We start from the raw sequence: 16,229 nt of genomic DNA on the forward strand, positions 1-16,229 counted from the left end.
AAACCGACCAAGGAATGTTTGAAGTGCACCCCGCTTTTTGATGCATCTCTGCTTGTTGTTCAAAAAATGCTGAGTCAGTCGAAAACCAGAACTTTTCTGCTCTTAACCTATGGTTTCCTCTAAGGAAGGTCAGAAACGCCCGTTCTTCTCGAACGTCAGACTTCGACCAGCAGCGGGTATTTAGCGGTCTATTGCCGCTCACGTCGATTGACGTTGTGGGTCAAGACGACATTTGCAATCGAGATGTCAGTCTGCGCGCACTCAACACCATCACCGCAATGGGTTGGGTGCTGCTTGCGGGATCACTTGCAAGACCTGTCGCTCATTTCTGTAGGAAATTTCCTAGACAGCCGTGATGGCCACTCAGTATCGTCCGAGGGTTTTCAGCCCTCGGCAATTGTATGGTTATGGATAAAAGTAACAGCGACTGGAGTGACGTAGAGATTCAGGCGGCGGTCGATGCTTATCTCCGGATGTGGTCGTGTGAACAGAAAGAACTGACATACAACAAGGCACACGAGAATCGTGTACTTCGCGAGGGCGTATTGGCCGACCGAACCAAGAGCTCTATCGAGTTTCGGATGCAGAATATTTCTTCCGTCATGGTCGAGTTGGGCCGTGAACCTATCAAGGGTTACAAACCTGCCAAGAATGTCGGCGCTAATGTTGCGCGTAGCATTCGCACAGCGCTCGATGCTTCTAGCGTTGTTACTCCTGAGGACTCTGATCCCACGGCGGACGAAGCAAAGCTAGAACAGCGAGCGGCCAAATTTGAGCGGCAGCCATTCCTATACGTCCCAAAAGGAATAAAAACTCCTGTTTGGACCGAAACCACCAGAAAGACTTACTTTCGCGATCCTGAATTGAGGGGCTGGGTTCGTCAGCAGGCCAACGGAAAGTGCGAAGGTTGTGGCGAACCAGCTCCATTTAAAAAGAATGGGAAACCGTTTCTGGAAGCCCATCACGTTAAACATATGTCGCAAGAGGGTTCGGACCTTCCTTCGAATGTTGTGGCGTTATGTCCCAACTGTCACCAGCGTTGCCACCATTCGGATGACCGAGAGGATTTCACTGCTTGGCTTTATGACAACATTGGAAGACTAGAAAAGGAATAATTGCCGCTTGCCTTGCTAACCGCATTCGCTGGTTTGGGGCAGCTTCGCAGCCCAGCGGGAGCAAGCTCCCTCGCCACAGTTTTTGTGTGCTGCTGAACAACGCTTACCGTGACCGAGCGCACTCTCGAACACGCACATGGACGAACATTACATGCAGCCACCCCTTCCTGTTTGGCAATCTCGGTTTTATGGCTGTTCTGTTGATGCTCGGTGGCGAGATCCATCACTGGTAACCCGCGCTACCTCCGGCTATTAATACCCTTCCCCACTCAAGGATCCGAGCCCCGCCATGAAATTCGATCTCGCCTACTGCCTCAGCCTCGACGACAAGTTGTCGATCTATGATGTTCGCGATCTCAATTTCGATGAGACGGTGGCGTTTGACTCTGCGAAGGAACACTTCCATTGCCCCAACGATGCCTGCCGTTCGGCGTTCGAGGCGTCCAACGAGTTGGGCACGTTCAACGCCAAGAATGTGAATTACGTGCGCACGCCGCACTTCAAGAATCTGCCCACGACGCAGCATGTGGCGGGTTGTCCGTATGTGAGTTTGAAGGCGTCGGCGTCTGGCGTTGAGACGGCGGATGGTGAATTGGATGACGGGCGGGAGGAACACTTCCCGTCGGAGTTGTTACTGACCCGCCGTGAGTATGTGCGCAAGCCTGTCGCGCCAGCGGGGTTGGCGGATGTGTTGCGAGATGATCCGGTGCGGGTGGCGGCGGACAGTGGTAAAGAGTCGGCGAATCGTGAGTCGGCGCCGGACAAGACCAGTGTGTTTGCGCATCCGGTGGAGTGTTTTGTTTCCAACTTCGCGGACAAGGAGTTGCTTAAGCGCATGCCGTTGAAGGTCGGCGAGCACACGGCGCCGTACAGTTCGTTCTTCAAGAAGATCGAGTATCTGACGGACAACAAGGGGCTGATTTACTGGGGGCGGATCAAGAAGATCGAGGACTTCCACAGCGGTGCCAGTTTTCGTATCGATTTCGAGGACAAGGTCTGGTTCAAGAAGCCCGAGGACAGTAAGAAGAAGCCGTATCCGGTCAGTGTTTATCTGAACAAGAAGCTGATCGACAACTACCGCAAGCGCAAGGCGTTTCTGGAAGAGATCAAGCACGCCGTGGATAGCGACAAGGCGTTGTTCTGTTTCTTCTATGGGGTGACGCCGGAGTTGAAACAAGTGCCCGGCAAGAAGAACCCCGAAAAGCCTTTCGAGGTCTTCAATGCCAATATCGAGAACCTGGATCACTTCATTATTCGTGAAGCACCGGGGCTGGAGTGACGGTTAGCCCTGGGGCAGTTGCAGTGTGACGGCGCCGGGGTGTTGTTTGACGAGGGAGTACGGCAGGATCGACCAGTCAGGTCTATCGCAAGAGCGTTGTACGCGAGCGAAGTAAGCGCCGAGGTACAAGCCCTTCTCGGTGAAGTACCAAGGTGAAGTGCCCCAGATGCTCTCATCCTGGAAGTTGCAGTCGTCATCTCCCGTCGGAGCCTTCATTTCTGTGGGGTACAGGGCGGTGAATTGCTTGATCACCCAAGGTACCAACTCTTTGCTCACGTACTGATAGCGCGCGTTACTTTCGTCCTTGCTCAGCGGTTTGTCGCCTAGGCTGTCGCGCTCGGCATGCAAAATCGGCGTGCCCTTACCGACCCAAAAGACATCTTCGAGTGACAATGGGTGGCCGGTTTTTACATCAATATTGAGGGGTGAATCGCCGAAGTCGGGATGCGCGCCGCCGCAGTAATAGCTGGTCGAGATATTCAGGCTGACCACGGCTGGCGAGATCATTTTCGGTTCTGCCTGTTGCATGAAATCGACGTTCTCTCCGCCACTCAATTGGCAACTGTGATAACGGATGACTTCAAGCCAGAGCCGTCCCAGCAATTGCTGATTAACCCGCTGCAGATCATCTTTCGGCAAACCGGATTCCACACTGAACAAGGCAATTTTCGAGTCGGGCTCCGTCCACCATTGCAGGGTGTAGCCCATGAAGGTCTCTTTCTTCGTGGCTTTGAGATTGAGCCCCTGCACTCGCAAGTATTCGTACAACTCGCCGCTCGGCAGCGCGGCGATGATTGGCAGCGTGTTAGCGGTTGGCGTTGGAGTTTTGGCCTCAGTGAGTTGCACTGACAGTTTCTTGCCCTTCGGACTTTGCCACTCGCCCTGCCAGCCGTCGCCGGTCTCTTCCAGTTTCAGCGTTGGCAGCGGCTTGTCGTCGCCGTAACGATTGTTGCCCTCGGTCAAGGTCAGTGTGCTGCCCTGCAACGCGCCGCTGAGAGGCAAATCGCGATGATATTTCTCGTAGAAATACCGCCCAGTCACTTCATCCGGCTGTGTGGTATTAAGCTCCACGACAATCGGAGTCTTACCCAGCGTACCGGTGAATACGCGCCGCCCATCTTCGGCATGGGCAGTGGAAATCAGTGTGAACAGCGCCGCGGCATATGGCGCCAGGCGCATCAGTCCCTTGAGCATGAATCAATCCTTGAAGGAATCGGAGGTCGCGTCGGCGTATAGGCACCGACGCTGAAAAATACGCTGCGGATTATGGCGGGGGCCGCTTAACTATTCGAGTTTTCTTGCTCGTACTTTTTAAGCCAGGCTTCGTGCTCCAGCGCCGCAATTTCCCGCGCCATTTGTTGGCGACGTTCCTTGGCAGTATGAAGCTGGACGTCATCGAGAAAGCAGTAGTGACGTAGCCAGTGAAGCGCCATTTCCTCATCCGGAAAGTAGTAAGACTTGGCGCCCTTGCTGTTCCTCGGCGTGTCATTCATTTGCTCGTCAAATACCATCGCTGTGATTTCATCCGGTGGCAAAGACCCCGTATGGGCGACCTTGTCCTGGAAAATCCATGCAATCTCATCAATGTGTTTTTGAGCGCTGCGGTGGCTACGTCGATAGAACCGTTGATGCTCACAAGTCTGTTTCAGCCGCGCCAACATCAACTCCGGGTTAAGCCACTGCCCGAGGTCATGATGATGGGCGTTGATCACTATCCCCTTGACCCAACGATCCACAAATCGATCAACAAAGTCTTCTGTGTCAGCCTTTTTCGCATCAGCGAAAATCAGGCAATAGCGGGTTTGAACGTGAATGACCAGCAACACATGCTTGCGTTGTACCGTTATCGCGTGCACCAGCCACTGCTCGTCAGCGCCGCTCAGCTCATCATCTTCAATGATTGCGGACGGCGGTTTAGCATCCACCGGCGTGATCTTTTTGCCCTTGTGAACACGGCTGAAGAATTTGCTGGCGGCTTCGGTGCAATTGAAGATCAACATCCGGGTTCTCTGGCAGTTGCTGGAGTATGGCGCTCAGTTATCGATTTTGGTTTCTTCCGCTGTAGCCTGGCAATGATTCATTTAACCGAAATGCACAACAGCACAATAATCAGCAACCCAATATAGACCCAGGCATGCACCCGATCCGGGATCCGCCCAATCCATGGCGCGGCCAAGCGAATCCCGATGAGCGAGCCAACCGTCAGCAGCGCAAACGCCAGCAGATCCACATACCCGACAAACCACGCCCCCAGCTCTGCTTGACTAAACCCGGCCAACGCCATGTACGTCAGCGTCCCCGCCACTGCCACCGGCACGCTCAGTGGATTGGCCATGGACGTCGCTTGCGACATGCTCAGTCCGCAACGGCGCAACAACGGCACGGTCATGACGCTGCCTCCTACACCGAGAAACGTCGCGATGACGCCAATGCCTACACCACCTGCGGAAGTTTCCATAGCGCCAAGTCGGCGTGGGATGACGTCTGTGTTTTGCGTGAGAAATCCGCGTCGCAGCAGGCAATCGACGATGGTCACGCCGAGGTAGCCGATGAACGCGTAGCGAATCACTTCGCCGCTAACCCAAACCGCGGCTATTGCGCCCACAACCGCACCCAATCCGATAAACCCACCCAACGGCCATAAGTAATGACGGATGAGATTGCCGGCGCGGCGGTGTTTGTCGGTGGCGATCAGGGCGTTGACGATCATCACGCAGGTCGAGGTGGCGACGGCGATGTGCATCGCCGATTGGCCGATCGGGTCGTCGGCGCCGTGGCTGGCGGTGAGCATGCGATACAGCAGCGGCACGACAACGAAGCCGCCGCCGAAGCCGAACAGGACGGCGGTGATGCCGGTCAGGCAGCCGAAGAGGGTCAGCAGTAAATAGAACATATCGAGCGTCCCTGAAGGTAGAGCGATCGACGATAGAGCGGCAGCGATTGGCCTGCTTCAGCAACTCAGCCAATAATGTTTGCGTTTACGCCAATCACCGGGAAACGCCTGATGCGCAATGTTTCGATCAATCTGCTGGATGACACGCCGCGCGCAGTGGTGGCGATCGGTACGGATTATTCCCACGGTCACCGGCTGCCCTTTCACACGCATCGGCGGGCGCAATTGCTGTACGGCGCGACCGGGGTAATGCAGGTCAGCACCCATGACGGCAATTGGGTGGTGCCGCCGCAGCGGGCGGTGTGGATTCCGCCTGGGGTGGCGCATGAGGTGTTGATGCTCGGGGTCAGCACTCGCAGTGTGTATATCGAGCCGGGCGTAGTCGATTTGGGCGAGCGCTGCCAGGTAATCAGTGTGTCGCCGTTGATGCGGCATTTGCTGATGGAGGCCGTGGAGTTACCGCTGACCTATGACTTGGGCGGACGCGATGGCGTGTTGATCGACCTGCTGCTGCATGAACTGATGCGCAGTGCACCGCTGCCGTTGCACATTCCGCTGCCGACTGACGGAAAGCTCCTGTCCCTGTGTCAGACCTTTCTGCATCAGCCGTACGCCCATCAATCTCCACAGCAGTGGGCCGAGCAGTTACACATAAGCTTGCGCACCTTCAACAGACTGTTTCGGCAACAGACCGGATTGAGCTTCAGGCAATGGCGGCAGCAGGCCTGCGTGGTTCTGGCGCTGGCGCGACTGGCCTCGGGTGAAGCAGTAACGCGCATCGCGCTGGACTTTGGTTATGAAAGCCCGGCGGCGTTCTCTACGATGTTCCGGCGCATTCTCGGGCAGGCACCGTCCGTCTGGTTGGAGGCGGTTAACTAGCGCAAATCAAAAAATGCGTTTGATCCCGGCCGAAAACAACTGTACAAAAACACAGTACATTTTCAATCAGCACTCTTGAGCCCGGAGCACACCATGGCCTCTCTTGCGATGAACCACATCCTCGAACGCATTGCCCTTTTCCAGTTCACCCCGACGCACTGCATCCAGGCCCGAGCGATGCTGGGCTGGAGCGCGGAACAGCTCTCGCGGGAGGCTGAGGTTTCGGTTGAAGACATTCATCGGTTTGAAGCGCAGCAGGATGTCGCGGATGCGGCGCGACTGGCGTTGGCGTATCGGTTCGAAGCGCAGGGGTTGGTGTTCTTTCCCGGGTTTGCGCCGGGGCGTAGTGCGAGTGTTCAGGGTGCGTCGTTGGAATCGGTGGGGCGTGGGGATTTTGCGATGGCTGATTGAAAGGACAGGTTGATCTTTATTCCTAAATAGGTATATTTTCGCATGAGTGCAAGGAAGCCGCTCTTGTGGGTTTGCAGTAGCAAGAAAGATCTCAAGCAGATGCCCACAGACGTACAGGATGTTTTTGGTTATGCACTGGATTTGGCCCAGAGTGGTTTGAAGCATCCAGATGCAAAGCCCCTGAAAGGGTTTGGAGGCACAGGTGTACTGGAGCTGATCGAAAACTTCGACACCAACACCTACCGTGCCATCTATACGGTTCGTTTCGGCAGTGCCATTTATGTATTGCACTGCTTTCAAAAGAAGTCGACTACCGGAATCAAAACGGCTCAGTCCGACGTTGATCTGATACGAAACCGTCTTCGAGCCGCTCAGGATCACGCGAAAGGATCAGAAAATGATAGAAATTGAAAAGGGTAGCGGGAACGTCTACCAAGACCTTGAACTGCCCAATGCCAGTGAAATGCAGGTTAAGTCGCAGCTCGCGGCGAAGATCGGCGAGATCATCAAGGCTCGCCATCTCACTCAGATTCAGGCGTCTGAAATCCTTGGATTATCCCAGCCAAAACTTTCCGAAATGCTGCGGGGTAAATTTCGAGGGATCAGTGAAGCCAAAATGATGGAATGTCTTTCACATCTCGGGCGAGACGTGCAGATCGTAGTGAAATCGGCCCCCCGATCACGGAAAGAAGGCCGAATTGAAGTGGTGTTTGCTTAACCTGAAACTCATTAAGCGCTCTGCACAACTCCCTCACTCTCCCCTTCAACCGCCAACCACCACGCCTCCCCGCGTTGCGGTTGAGCGATGTTAAACACCTCACCCATTTGCGGCGTGGTAATGGAAATACTGCGTTCCCACGCCAGTGCCAGAATCCGGTCAAACGGTTCGTGCCAGGCGTGCATCGCCAGATCGAACGTGCCGTTGTGGATCGGGAAGAGCCAGCGGCCTTTGAGGTCGATGTGCGCTTGCAAGGTTTCTTCGGGCTGCATGTGCACGTGTGGCCACTCGACGTTGTAGGCGCCGGTTTCCATCAGGGTCAGGTCGAAGGGGCCGTACTGTTCACCGATGCGTTTGAAGCCGTCGAAGTAGCCGCTGTCGCCGCTGAAGAAGATCCGCGTGTCGCCATCGATCATCACCCACGACGCCCACAGGGAGCTGTTGCCATCGAACAGGCCACGGCCGGAAAAGTGCTGCGACGGTGTAGCGACGAAACGGATGTCGGCAATCTCGGCGCCCTGCCACCAATCGTACTGGCGGACTTTGCTGGCCTCGATGCCCCATTTGATCAGGGTGTCGCCGACGCCCAGCGGGGTCAGGAACAGGTTGGTTTTGGCGGCCAGCCTGAGCACAGCCTGGTAATCGAGGTGGTCGTAATGGTTGTGCGACAGGATCACCGCTTCGATCGGTGGCAACTGGTCGATGCTGATCGGCGGCTGGTGAAAGCGTTTCGGCCCGGCCCACTGCACCGGCGACGCGCGCTCGGCGAAGACCGGGTCGGTGATGAAGAATTTGTCGCGCAGTTTCAGCAACAGGGTCGAGTGACCGAGGCGATAGACGCTGTGGTTCGGCGCCGCCAACAGCTCTTCCCGGGTCAACGCCTGCACCGGGATAGGTGCGGCGGGCCGGGTGTTGCGCGGTTTGTGGAAAATCATGTTCCACATGATCCGCAGCATTTTGCGTACGCCTTCGCGTTGCACGGGTGCGTGATTGCGAAACAGCCCCTGATGCTGCCGCGAGGCTTCAGGCGTGGATGTGTTATCCGGGTTAGCAACTGGATTGGCCATGACTGAATGACTCCAGAAAAACCGCGCAATTCACGGTTTTTCCACGGTGGGACGATAAATGGCCAAAGCTGCACGCATAGGCCGAACTTCTGTCTTTTAGGTTGCGAGGATTAACGCAACATTACACTGCTCGGTGTAGTTTCTAGGTTGCATCAAAGCGGATGACAAGTAAACTGCCAAGTGTACTTTCATCTTTTCTCTGCCGAAGCGTACTTATGACAGCTCCACAGCGCCTCACCGACCGTAAACGCGAAGCCATTATCCAGGCGGCGATTGCTGAATTCCGTGCCAACGGTTTCGAGATCACCAGCATGGACAAGATTGCCGCCACCGCCGGTGTGTCGAAGCGTACGGTGTACAACCACTTCCCCAGCAAAGAGGAGTTGTTCGCCGAAATTCTCAACCAGTTGTGGACACGAATCAGCGCCGAGCAATCCGTCGTCTATAACCGCGATCAGCCGCTGCGTGAGCAATTACGGCAGATGCTCCAGGCCAAAGTGCAGTTGATGGCCGACGAGAATTTCCTGACCCTGGCACGGGTGGCAATTGCCGCCACCATTCACTCGCCGGAGCGCGCCCAAAACATGGTCGAGCGCATGGGCGAGCGCGAGGAAGGCCTGACCGTATGGATTCGCGCCGCGCAGGCTGACGGTCGACTGAAACCGGTTGATCCGGAATTTGCCGCGCATCAGGTGCAAGGCTTGCTAAAGACCTTTGGCTTTTGGCCGCAAATGTCGATGGGCCGTGCTGCCCTCGATGTCGACATGCAGATCACCGTCGCCGAATCGGCGCTGGAAATGTTTCTCGCCTGCTATCAACTCTGATCCGCCCTCCTCCTGGCACCCGTTCTGCGTGATCCTGACAAGGCTGCCGCTTCACGAGGCCTGGAGCCTTGAGGGAGCAACGGGTTAAGCATTGAATTCCGGTTGTCATCCGCACGTGCCAGAGTTGCGAGTGGGCCTGAGTATCGGTTTGGCGCGCTATCAATCCTTGTACAAGGATGCACTGGACTGGCTGAACGATGCCGACAAAGCGCTCTACACCGCAAAACACAGGGGCCGCAACATCATCAATGTGGCCTTGAGCCGCGCCGCGACAGACAACGCCGGCGCCTAAAAAGTTATACAAAATTACAAAAATTACTTTCTTGTACAAGTTTATGAAGTTTTGTATAAGTAGCCATCTGCCAGCTAAGGAATACTGGCATTGAGCAGTCATTGCCGAATGCCGTCCGCGCATTCGGTCTGCCGGCGCGGAAATAGGGACTGAATCCTCGATCCTCCCCACTTCCAGAGTACTGCGAACATGTTCTTCAATCGCCACAAAGCCGTCGTCGACGATCTTCAGCGCACCCTTACCGAACAAGCCGGCCTGCTCGATGCGATCAATCGCTCGATGGCGGTCATCGAGTTCGACCTCGATGGCGTGGTGCTGCGTGCCAATGACAACTTTCTCAAGACCATGGGTTACACCGCAGAACAAGCGATCGGCCAACCGCATCGACGCTTTTGCACACCGGAGTTCGGGCGCAGTGCTCAATACACCGATTTGTGGTCTCGCCTGAAAAACGGCCAGTTTCAGTCCGGTACATTTGAACGGGTCGACGGTAAGGGCCAGCCGATCTGGCTGGAAGCCAGTTACAACCCGATCAAGGATGCGTCGGGACGGGTGGTGAAAGTGGTCAAGTACGCCATGGACGTGACCGCCAAGGTGCAGCAGGAAAGCGAAGCCAACGCCAAGTTGCAGGCGATTGATCGGGCAATGGCGGTCATCGAATTCAACCTCGACGGCAGTATTCTCACGGCCAATCAGAATTTTCTGACGCGCATGGGTTACACCCTCGCCGAGCTGAAAGGTAAACATCACCGTTTGTTCTGCACGCCGGCACTGGTCAACAGCAGCGCCTATGAGGATTTCTGGCGGCGTTTGAATCAGGGCGAGTTGTTCCAGGGACAGTTCGAACGCGTGGATAAACGCGGGCAAATCGTCTGGCTCGAAGCCAATTACAACCCGGTTTATGACGCGGCCGGGCGCTTGTGCAAAGTGGTGAAGTTCGCCTCCGACGTCACCGCCCGGGTAGAGCAACACGAGCAGGACGCGCGCAGTGCCAGCGCGGCGTATCACATCTCCGTGGCGACGCGAAAAGTCGCCGAGCAAGGTACGCAAGTGATTCAGCAGGCCGCCAGTGAAATGCGTGAAATCGCTGAAGACATTGCCGAGTCTTCAACGCTGATTGCACAACTGGGTGAGCGCTCCGAGCAGATCACCGCCATCGTCAATACGATCCGCGCGATTGCCGACCAGACTAACCTGCTGGCGCTCAACGCTGCGATTGAAGCGGCGCGCGCCGGTGAACAGGGTCGCGGGTTTGCCGTGGTCGCCGACGAGGTGCGATTGCTGGCGGGGCGTACCAGCGGCTCGACCTCGGAGATTTCCAACATGATCGGGCTGATCCAGAGCGAAACCCGCCAGGCCATCAAGAGCATGGAAGGCACCCGGGGTCGCGCTGCGCAAGGGGTCGAGTTGGCGAATCAGGCCGGGACGGTGATTCTGCAGATTCGTGATGGTGCCAGTGAGGCGGTGGATGCCGTGAGCATGTTTGCCAATGAGCGGGTGCCGGGGTAATTGATGCAGGGTCAGTAGACCGAGGCGCGGCTTTCGCGAGCAGGCTCGCCCCCACAGGGAAATGCATTCCAATGTGGGAGCGAGCCTGCTCGCGAAAGGGCCATAAGCTGCAATGCAGGGCTATAGTGAGCTTCAGTCTCAAGTCCTGCCGAGTGCATCATGACCACTGAAAAACCCGCAACGCCTGACACAGCTACCGTCGATCACCTGCGCTTCCACCGCCCCCACGCCCACCTCAACACCACCTTCGGCAACGACAAGTTTGCTCTGCGGGCCGAGGCCTTTGCGCGGTTCTTCGGCACGCCGCTGTTTCTCGGAGCGCAGACCGTGATCGTCGCGGTGTGGATCGGCCTCAACGTGTCGGGCGTGACGCAATTCGACGTTTACCCGTTCATCCTGCTCAACCTGGCGTTCAGCCTCCAGGCCGCCTACGCCGCGCCGCTGATTCTGCTCGCACAAACCCGCCAGGCCGCGCGCGACAAGGCGCAGGCCGATGCCGACGCGCAACACCGTGAAGCGCTGGCACAGGCCAATACCGAGCGTCAGGCCCAAGCGGCGAAGAACACCGCGCAACTGCTTGAGCTGCTGGAGCAGAACACCCGCCTCACCGAGATGACCAAAAACCTCACCGAACGCATCGCTAGCTTGACCAGCGAGCTGCACGCTCACATGCGCCAGAACACGCAGCGCTGATCACGGCAAACGCAGCGCCCGCCCCAATTCATCGAACAGCGTCACCACCGAGCGCAAAGCTCGGCAATCCGGGCGCGTCAGCAGCCACAGCGCGGTGTCGTAGCCGTGCAGCGGCTCGCTCAACGCCTGCATACCGTCGGTGATGAGAAAGTCCGGTAATGCCGCCACGCCGAGCCCCGCACGAACCAGCTCCGTCACCGACAACATGCTGTTGCAGCGATACCCCGGCGTGACGCCGGGCAAGTGCTGGCGACGCCAGGCGACGGTCGGGTGATCGGGCAAAAAGTCGTCCGGGGCGATCCAGGTCAGCGCCGCCAGATCCGCCGCATCGACGTTCTGCAGGTACCGCGCACTGGCGCAGACCCGGTAGGAAATCTTCGCCAGTTGCCGTCCGACCAGATGCTCCGGCGGTGTACGCGTCAGACGCAGGGCGATGTCGGCATCGCGACGGCTGAGGTTGGCGAAATCGTTGGAAGTGCTCAGTTCAAGGGTCAGCGCCGGGTAATTGGGCATGAACTGCGCCAGCGCCGGCAGCAGCAGGCTCTGCAATACCGAATCGGTGCAAGTCAGGCGCACCGTGCCGCTGACCACTTCGCCGCCCTGCTCCACGCCGATACGCGCGGCTTCCAGTGCCTGTTCGGCGCGTTCGGCTTGCTCGGCCAGCGTCTGCGCGAGAGTTGTCGGCAGGTAACCGGCGCGGCTTTTTTCGAACAGTTGCTGGCCCAGTGCAGCTTCGAGACGGCGCACGGCGCGAAACACCGTCGACACATCGACCTTCAACAGCTGTGAAGCCCGGGCCAGAGAGCCGCCACGCACCAAGGCAAGAATCAGGGCCAGGTCGGGGTAGTCGAGCTGATAGTGCGTGGCTGCATTGATCACTTGGGGAAACGCCCATATTGAGTGCGTGAACGCCAATCTATAGTGAGTGCCTGTAACCGACAACTTGTGGCGAGGGAGCTTGCTCCCGCCAGGCTGCGGAGCAGAACCCACCCCTATCAAACTGAACAGCGACGACTGCTGCGCAGTCGAGCGGGAGCAAGCTCCCTCGCCACAGGCAAGTTTCAGCTCAGCTGATTTAGACAAGGAAATCCCATGGACGCCATTTCCATCGCCCTGATCGGCGATTACGACCCGCAAGTCACCGCCCACCAAGCCATTCCCGTCGCCCTCGGTCTGGTCGCAGAGCATCTAAACAGGAACGTGCAATTCGAATGGCTGGCCACCGAGCAGATCCACGCCGATACATCCCTCGAACGGTTCGATGGTTTCTGGTGCGTACCCGCCAGCCCCTACAAAAGTGAAGACGGCGCACTGCGAGCAATCCGTTTTGCCCGCGAACAGCAGCGCCCTTTCCTCGGCACCTGCGGCGGTTTTCAACATGCGGTGCTGGAATTTTCCCGCAACGTGCTGGGCTGGGTCGATGCGGAACATGGTGAAACATCGCCCGACTCTGAGCGCGCGGTACTCACACCGTTGACCTGTTCGCTGGTCGAAGCGGTGGACAGCATTCATCTGCTGCCCGGCTCGTTGATCGCCAAGGCGTACGAAACGTCGCAGATTAGTGAAGGCTACCACTGCCGCTACGGTGTGAATCCGCAGTTCGAACGAGAGCTGTTGAACGCCCGGCTACAAGCCGTGGGTCATGATTCGTCAGGGGATTTGCGCGCGCTTGAACTCAAGGATCACCGTTTTTTTGTCGCGACGTTGTTTCAACCGGAACGCGCGGCGCTCAAAGGGCAGATGCCGCCGCTGGTGCGCGCGTTTGTCCAAGCTTGCGCGCAGGCACGTGGATGACTGCCTGCTTTGCGGTGATTTTTACCTCGACCCGAACCGAGGGTGACAACGGCTATGCCGAGGCGGCTGAACGCATGGATTTGTTGGTGCGCGAACAGCCCGGGTTTCTCGGGGTAGAGTCGGTTCGTGGCGCAGATGGCGTGGGGATTACAGTGTCGTATTGGCAGAGCGAAGCGGCGATTCTGGCGTGGCGGCAGAACCCTGAGCATCGGTTGATTCAGCAGCGTGGGCGCTTGCAGTGGTATTCGGCGTTTCATACGCGGGTGTGTCGGGTTGAGCGTGAGTACCGGTTCGGGCAGTGAGTCTGGTGCTGGATTGACTGACCTCATCGCCAGCAGGCTGGCTCCCACAGGGGAATTGTGCACGCCACAGATCCCGTGTGGGAGCCAGCCTGCTGGCGATGGCGGCAATCAGGTCACTAAAAAACTTCAGCCCCGCACCAGACTGCGCACCGCGACAATCTCCGGCACCTCAACTTTGCTCATATACACCCGCAACGGTTCGGTGATGTTGATCCGCTCATCAATGTTCTGATCCAGCAACAGCTGAATCAACTCGCGTTTAAGGGTCATGGTCTGCGCCGTCGCCGGCGCCCAGACGAATTCATTCATAGGAATAATGCCGTCATCCGCCACGTCCATGCCGAACGAATCTTCGCTGAAGCGCACGATGTATTGACCGGTTTTACGGTTGAGGCCGACAAAACCCTTGAGATCGTCGGCAGCCTGGCAGATGAGTTGGGAGGTGATGCGCATGGTAAACCTCACGAAAAATGATCGATGGTTTACACGCAGGGCAACGGAACGGCGCGCCCTCTGCCGGGACGTCTGCCGAGGGCAAGCGTACTGCAAACCGCGCCACAAAAGTGCAGGAAAAATCGCTTTTAATACGTTTATGTCGGTCTTGCGATAGCACGCAATCGCTTCAGTTGTTAAAAGGTACGTCTTTGAAAATGCCCCCTGCGAAAGGAACTCGAACATGCCCGCCACTTTCACCAAAAGCGCTCTGCTCCTGAGCCTGCTGCTCGGTCTTGGTCAGGCGCACGCCGCCAGTCAAAGCGATCCGAAGGCGATCGCTGCCGCCAATGGCATCCCGCACCCGGCGGTGATCGCTCACCGTGGCGCGTCCTTCGATGCCCCGGAATCCACCGCAGCGTCGTACAAACTGGCCCGCGACCTGGGCGCCGATTACCTGGAAATGGACCTGCAGCGCAGCAAGGACGGCGTGCTGTTCGCCCTGCACGACGACAACCTGCAACGCACCACCGACGTCGCCACCAAGTTTCCGGAGCGCAAGGATGCCTCGGCCACCGCGTTCACCATGGCCGAACTGAAAACCCTCGACGCTGGCAGCTGGTTTAACGCCAAGTACCCGGATCGTGCGCGCCCGTCCTACGCCGGGCTGAAAATTCTCACCCTCGATGAAATCATCGACATCGCCCAGGCCAATCCGCAACACAAGCCGGGCCTGTACATCGAGACCAAAGAGCCGCAGCTGTTTCCCGGGATCGAGAAAGACCTCAAGGAAAAACTCCAGGATCGTGGCTGGCTGAGCCCGGCCGGTTCGAAGCTGGCGAAAAGTGCACTGGGTGTTGGTCAGGGTAAAGGCAAGGTGATCCTGCAGACGTTCGAGAAAAACAGCCTGACCCTGCTGGAAAAAGAAATGCCGCAAGTGCCGAAGATCCTCCTGCTGTGGGTCGGCGAAGGCAGCATCGAGCCGAAATCCAAAGTGACTTTTGCCGAATCCGGCGAGAAAGACAAAAACGTTTTCTACGGCAAACAAGAGCCGAAGTCCGAAGCCGAGTTCAAGCAATGGGTGGATTACGCCAAGTCGCAAGGGGCCATCGGCACCGGCCCGTCGGCGAAACTGACCAAGGGCGGTGATCAGAGCTATTCGGATCTGGTGCAACCGTGGATGAACCAATACACCCACGATCAGGGCATGCTGGTGCACGTCTACACCGTTGATGAGCCGGTGGACTTCGAGAAAGTCATGGCGGCCGGTGTCGACGGCATCTTCACCAACCGCGCCAGCGAACTGCTGAAGTTCTACAAACGCCCGGCGGCTGGCAGTGTTGATCAGGTGCTGAAGAACAACGGGTTCTGATCGGCGACCGAAGTAACTGCATCGCCAGCAGACTCGAGTCCGCTGGCGGTGCGCAGTTTTAAGGGTGAGTTAAGTTGGCCTGGTTAACCTGAGGCCACTTAAACAAATCACCCAAGGAACGAACCGATGAAAACTTTGACTGCCCTGTTTACCGCCGCTGCCCTGACCCTCACCGCTGGCCTGGCCCAGGCTGATGTTCGCGTTGACCAGATTCCTGAACTGGTTAAGTCGGGCAAGATCAAGTCGCTGGAGTCGATGAACGCCGAAGCGCTGAAACTGCATCCGGGTGCGACTATTACTGACACCGACCTGGATAACCACTTCAATGGTTATGAGTATGAAGTTGAGCTGAAAACGGCTGATGGCAAAGAGTTCGACGTGGACTTTGATGCAACTACCGGCAAGGTGCTGAGCAACAAGCAAGACACTTGATTGAACGCACCACCAAGAGCCGCACGATTGAAAGATCGTGCGGCTTTTTCATGTCTGGTGTTTGGCTTTATTGATGTGTTGTCAGCGAGATTTTCTCCCCCTCACCTCAGCCCTCTCCCCCCAAGGGGCGAGGGGGAAAGGGAGCCGATCGGGGGCTATTCAAGACCTGAGTACAACTTGAAATCTCAGGTCGGCGTACCTCGAATAGTCACAGCAG

19 protein-coding genes and 2 pseudogenes are annotated in these 16,229 nt (G+C 57.1%); 15 read left to right on the forward strand and 6 right to left on the reverse strand.

Annotated features, from left to right (window positions below):
- Positions 1–407 precede the first annotated feature (407 nt).
- Both BK670_RS23905 and BK670_RS23910 read left to right on the forward strand, forming a co-directional pair.
- Positions 408–1,115 (forward strand): HNH endonuclease, encoded by a 708-nt coding sequence (locus tag BK670_RS23905; protein ID WP_311197059.1) that lies wholly within the window; start codon positions 408–410, stop codon positions 1,113–1,115.
- Positions 1,116–1,404: 289 nt separating this feature from the next.
- The gene (locus tag BK670_RS23910; RefSeq protein ID WP_123453453.1) at positions 1,405–2,394 is read left to right on the forward strand and encodes a hypothetical protein; all 990 of its coding nucleotides are present in this window, start codon (positions 1,405–1,407) and stop codon (positions 2,392–2,394) included.
- Positions 2,395–2,397: 3 nt separating this feature from the next.
- Here BK670_RS23910 and BK670_RS23915 read toward each other — a convergent pair whose 3' ends face one another.
- The 3 genes from BK670_RS23915 to BK670_RS23925 form a co-directional block, all read right to left on the reverse strand.
- Positions 2,398–3,588, reverse strand: coding sequence for a hypothetical protein (locus BK670_RS23915; protein ID WP_123453455.1), 1,191 nt, complete (start codon positions 3,586–3,588; stop codon positions 2,398–2,400).
- 86 nt (positions 3,589–3,674) lie between these two features.
- Positions 3,675–4,394, reverse strand: a complete 720-nt coding sequence (locus tag BK670_RS23920; RefSeq protein ID WP_123453457.1) for a DUF6933 domain-containing protein — start codon at positions 4,392–4,394, stop codon at positions 3,675–3,677.
- A gap of 77 nt (positions 4,395–4,471) precedes the next feature.
- A complete protein-coding gene (locus BK670_RS23925; RefSeq protein ID WP_123453459.1) occupies positions 4,472–5,287 on the reverse strand; it encodes a sulfite exporter TauE/SafE family protein in 816 nt (271 codons plus the stop codon).
- Positions 5,288–5,398: 111 nt separating this feature from the next.
- Between BK670_RS23925 and BK670_RS23930 the strand changes: the two genes are divergently transcribed.
- The 4 genes from BK670_RS23930 to BK670_RS23945 all read left to right on the forward strand — a co-directional run bounded on the left by BK670_RS23930 (position 5,399) and on the right by BK670_RS23945 (position 7,295).
- Positions 5,399–6,166: an AraC family transcriptional regulator gene (locus tag BK670_RS23930; protein ID WP_123453461.1), complete on the forward strand. Its 768-nt coding sequence runs from the start codon at positions 5,399–5,401 to the stop codon at positions 6,164–6,166.
- 93 nt (positions 6,167–6,259) lie between these two features.
- Entirely contained in the window at positions 6,260–6,577 is a 318-nt protein-coding gene (locus BK670_RS23935; RefSeq protein ID WP_123453463.1) for a helix-turn-helix domain-containing protein, read from the forward strand.
- Between the two features lie 42 nt (positions 6,578–6,619).
- Positions 6,620–6,988 (forward strand): type II toxin-antitoxin system RelE/ParE family toxin, encoded by a 369-nt coding sequence (locus tag BK670_RS23940; RefSeq protein ID WP_123453465.1) that lies wholly within the window; start codon positions 6,620–6,622, stop codon positions 6,986–6,988.
- A complete protein-coding gene (locus BK670_RS23945; RefSeq protein ID WP_095048140.1) occupies positions 6,975–7,295 on the forward strand; it encodes a helix-turn-helix domain-containing protein in 321 nt (106 codons plus the stop codon). Before BK670_RS23940 ends, BK670_RS23945 begins: the two co-directional genes overlap by 14 nt.
- Positions 7,296–7,306: 11 nt before the next feature.
- On the opposite strand, the gene BK670_RS23950 is transcribed toward BK670_RS23945, so the two are convergent.
- Positions 7,307–8,362, reverse strand: a complete 1,056-nt coding sequence (locus BK670_RS23950) for an MBL fold metallo-hydrolase (protein WP_123453467.1) — start codon at positions 8,360–8,362, stop codon at positions 7,307–7,309.
- Between the two features lie 215 nt (positions 8,363–8,577).
- On the opposite strand from BK670_RS23950, the gene BK670_RS23955 reads away from it, so the two are divergent.
- From BK670_RS23955 to BK670_RS23970, 5 genes and pseudogenes are all read left to right on the forward strand, one after another.
- The gene (locus tag BK670_RS23955) at positions 8,578–9,186 is read left to right on the forward strand and encodes a TetR/AcrR family transcriptional regulator (RefSeq protein ID WP_123453469.1); all 609 of its coding nucleotides are present in this window, start codon (positions 8,578–8,580) and stop codon (positions 9,184–9,186) included.
- Between the two features lie 130 nt (positions 9,187–9,316).
- Positions 9,317–9,478, forward strand: coding sequence for a diguanylate cyclase domain-containing protein (locus BK670_RS30095; RefSeq protein ID WP_311197062.1), 162 nt, complete (start codon positions 9,317–9,319; stop codon positions 9,476–9,478).
- Positions 9,479–9,757: 279 nt separating this feature from the next.
- Positions 9,758–10,441 (forward strand): annotated as a pseudogene (locus tag BK670_RS30325) (PAS domain-containing protein); the annotation flags it as partial.
- A gap of 108 nt (positions 10,442–10,549) precedes the next feature.
- Positions 10,550–10,987 (forward strand): annotated as a pseudogene (locus BK670_RS30330) (methyl-accepting chemotaxis protein); the annotation flags it as partial.
- Positions 10,988–11,146: 159 nt separating this feature from the next.
- Entirely contained in the window at positions 11,147–11,680 is a 534-nt protein-coding gene (locus tag BK670_RS23970; protein ID WP_123453473.1) for a DUF1003 domain-containing protein, read from the forward strand.
- Here the strand turns inward: BK670_RS23970 and BK670_RS23975 are convergent, their stop codons facing one another.
- On the reverse strand, positions 11,681–12,622 hold the full coding sequence (locus BK670_RS23975; protein WP_123453475.1) for a LysR family transcriptional regulator: 942 nt from the start codon (positions 12,620–12,622) through the stop codon (positions 11,681–11,683).
- A gap of 150 nt (positions 12,623–12,772) precedes the next feature.
- On the opposite strand from BK670_RS23975, the gene BK670_RS23980 reads away from it, so the two are divergent.
- Both BK670_RS23980 and BK670_RS23985 read left to right on the forward strand, forming a co-directional pair.
- Entirely contained in the window at positions 12,773–13,474 is a 702-nt protein-coding gene (locus BK670_RS23980; RefSeq protein WP_123453477.1) for a CTP synthase C-terminal region-related (seleno)protein, read from the forward strand.
- Positions 13,471–13,776 carry an antibiotic biosynthesis monooxygenase family protein gene (locus BK670_RS23985; RefSeq protein WP_123453479.1) on the forward strand — a complete coding sequence of 102 codons (306 nt, stop codon included), beginning with the start codon at positions 13,471–13,473 and terminating at the stop codon, positions 13,774–13,776. The genes BK670_RS23980 and BK670_RS23985 overlap by 4 nt, the downstream gene beginning before the upstream one ends.
- Positions 13,777–13,902: 126 nt before the next feature.
- Here the strand turns inward: BK670_RS23985 and BK670_RS23990 are convergent, their stop codons facing one another.
- Positions 13,903–14,229 carry a DUF2025 family protein gene (locus BK670_RS23990; RefSeq protein WP_123453481.1) on the reverse strand — a complete coding sequence of 109 codons (327 nt, stop codon included), beginning with the start codon at positions 14,227–14,229 and terminating at the stop codon, positions 13,903–13,905.
- Between the two features lie 223 nt (positions 14,230–14,452).
- Between BK670_RS23990 and BK670_RS23995 the strand changes: the two genes are divergently transcribed.
- Both BK670_RS23995 and BK670_RS24000 read left to right on the forward strand, forming a co-directional pair.
- Entirely contained in the window at positions 14,453–15,580 is a 1,128-nt protein-coding gene (locus tag BK670_RS23995; RefSeq protein WP_123453483.1) for a glycerophosphodiester phosphodiesterase, read from the forward strand.
- A 126-nt stretch (positions 15,581–15,706) separates the two neighbouring features.
- Positions 15,707–16,012, forward strand: coding sequence for a PepSY domain-containing protein (locus tag BK670_RS24000; RefSeq protein ID WP_007917758.1), 306 nt, complete (start codon positions 15,707–15,709; stop codon positions 16,010–16,012).
- The last annotated feature ends 217 nt before the right edge of the window (positions 16,013–16,229 follow it).

The sequence above is a fragment of the Pseudomonas fluorescens genome (assembly GCF_003732425.1).
Lineage (GTDB): Bacteria > Pseudomonadota > Gammaproteobacteria > Pseudomonadales > Pseudomonadaceae > Aquipseudomonas > Aquipseudomonas fluorescens_BE.

Coding starts and splice junctions, on each gene's coding strand:
- BK670_RS23950 (WP_123453467.1), bottom strand. CDS start 8,362: ATGGCCAATCCAGTTGCTAACCCGGATAACACATCCACGCCTGAAGCC.
- BK670_RS23915 (WP_123453455.1), bottom strand. CDS start 3,588: ATGCTCAAGGGACTGATGCGCCTGGCGCCATATGCCGCGGCGCTGTTC.
- BK670_RS23940 (WP_123453465.1), top strand. CDS start 6,620: ATGAGTGCAAGGAAGCCGCTCTTGTGGGTTTGCAGTAGCAAGAAAGAT.
- BK670_RS23935 (WP_123453463.1), top strand. CDS start 6,260: ATGGCCTCTCTTGCGATGAACCACATCCTCGAACGCATTGCCCTTTTC.
- BK670_RS23980 (WP_123453477.1), top strand. CDS start 12,773: ATGGACGCCATTTCCATCGCCCTGATCGGCGATTACGACCCGCAAGTC.
- BK670_RS23990 (WP_123453481.1), bottom strand. CDS start 14,229: ATGCGCATCACCTCCCAACTCATCTGCCAGGCTGCCGACGATCTCAAG.
- BK670_RS23985 (WP_123453479.1), top strand. CDS start 13,471: ATGACTGCCTGCTTTGCGGTGATTTTTACCTCGACCCGAACCGAGGGT.
- BK670_RS23925 (WP_123453459.1), bottom strand. CDS start 5,287: ATGTTCTATTTACTGCTGACCCTCTTCGGCTGCCTGACCGGCATCACC.
- BK670_RS23905 (WP_311197059.1), top strand. CDS start 408: ATGGATAAAAGTAACAGCGACTGGAGTGACGTAGAGATTCAGGCGGCG.
- BK670_RS23910 (WP_123453453.1), top strand. CDS start 1,405: ATGAAATTCGATCTCGCCTACTGCCTCAGCCTCGACGACAAGTTGTCG.
- BK670_RS23920 (WP_123453457.1), bottom strand. CDS start 4,394: ATGTTGATCTTCAATTGCACCGAAGCCGCCAGCAAATTCTTCAGCCGT.
- BK670_RS23970 (WP_123453473.1), top strand. CDS start 11,147: ATGACCACTGAAAAACCCGCAACGCCTGACACAGCTACCGTCGATCAC.
- BK670_RS24000 (WP_007917758.1), top strand. CDS start 15,707: ATGAAAACTTTGACTGCCCTGTTTACCGCCGCTGCCCTGACCCTCACC.
- BK670_RS23930 (WP_123453461.1), top strand. CDS start 5,399: ATGCGCAATGTTTCGATCAATCTGCTGGATGACACGCCGCGCGCAGTG.
- BK670_RS23945 (WP_095048140.1), top strand. CDS start 6,975: ATGATAGAAATTGAAAAGGGTAGCGGGAACGTCTACCAAGACCTTGAA.
- BK670_RS23955 (WP_123453469.1), top strand. CDS start 8,578: ATGACAGCTCCACAGCGCCTCACCGACCGTAAACGCGAAGCCATTATC.
- BK670_RS23995 (WP_123453483.1), top strand. CDS start 14,453: ATGCCCGCCACTTTCACCAAAAGCGCTCTGCTCCTGAGCCTGCTGCTC.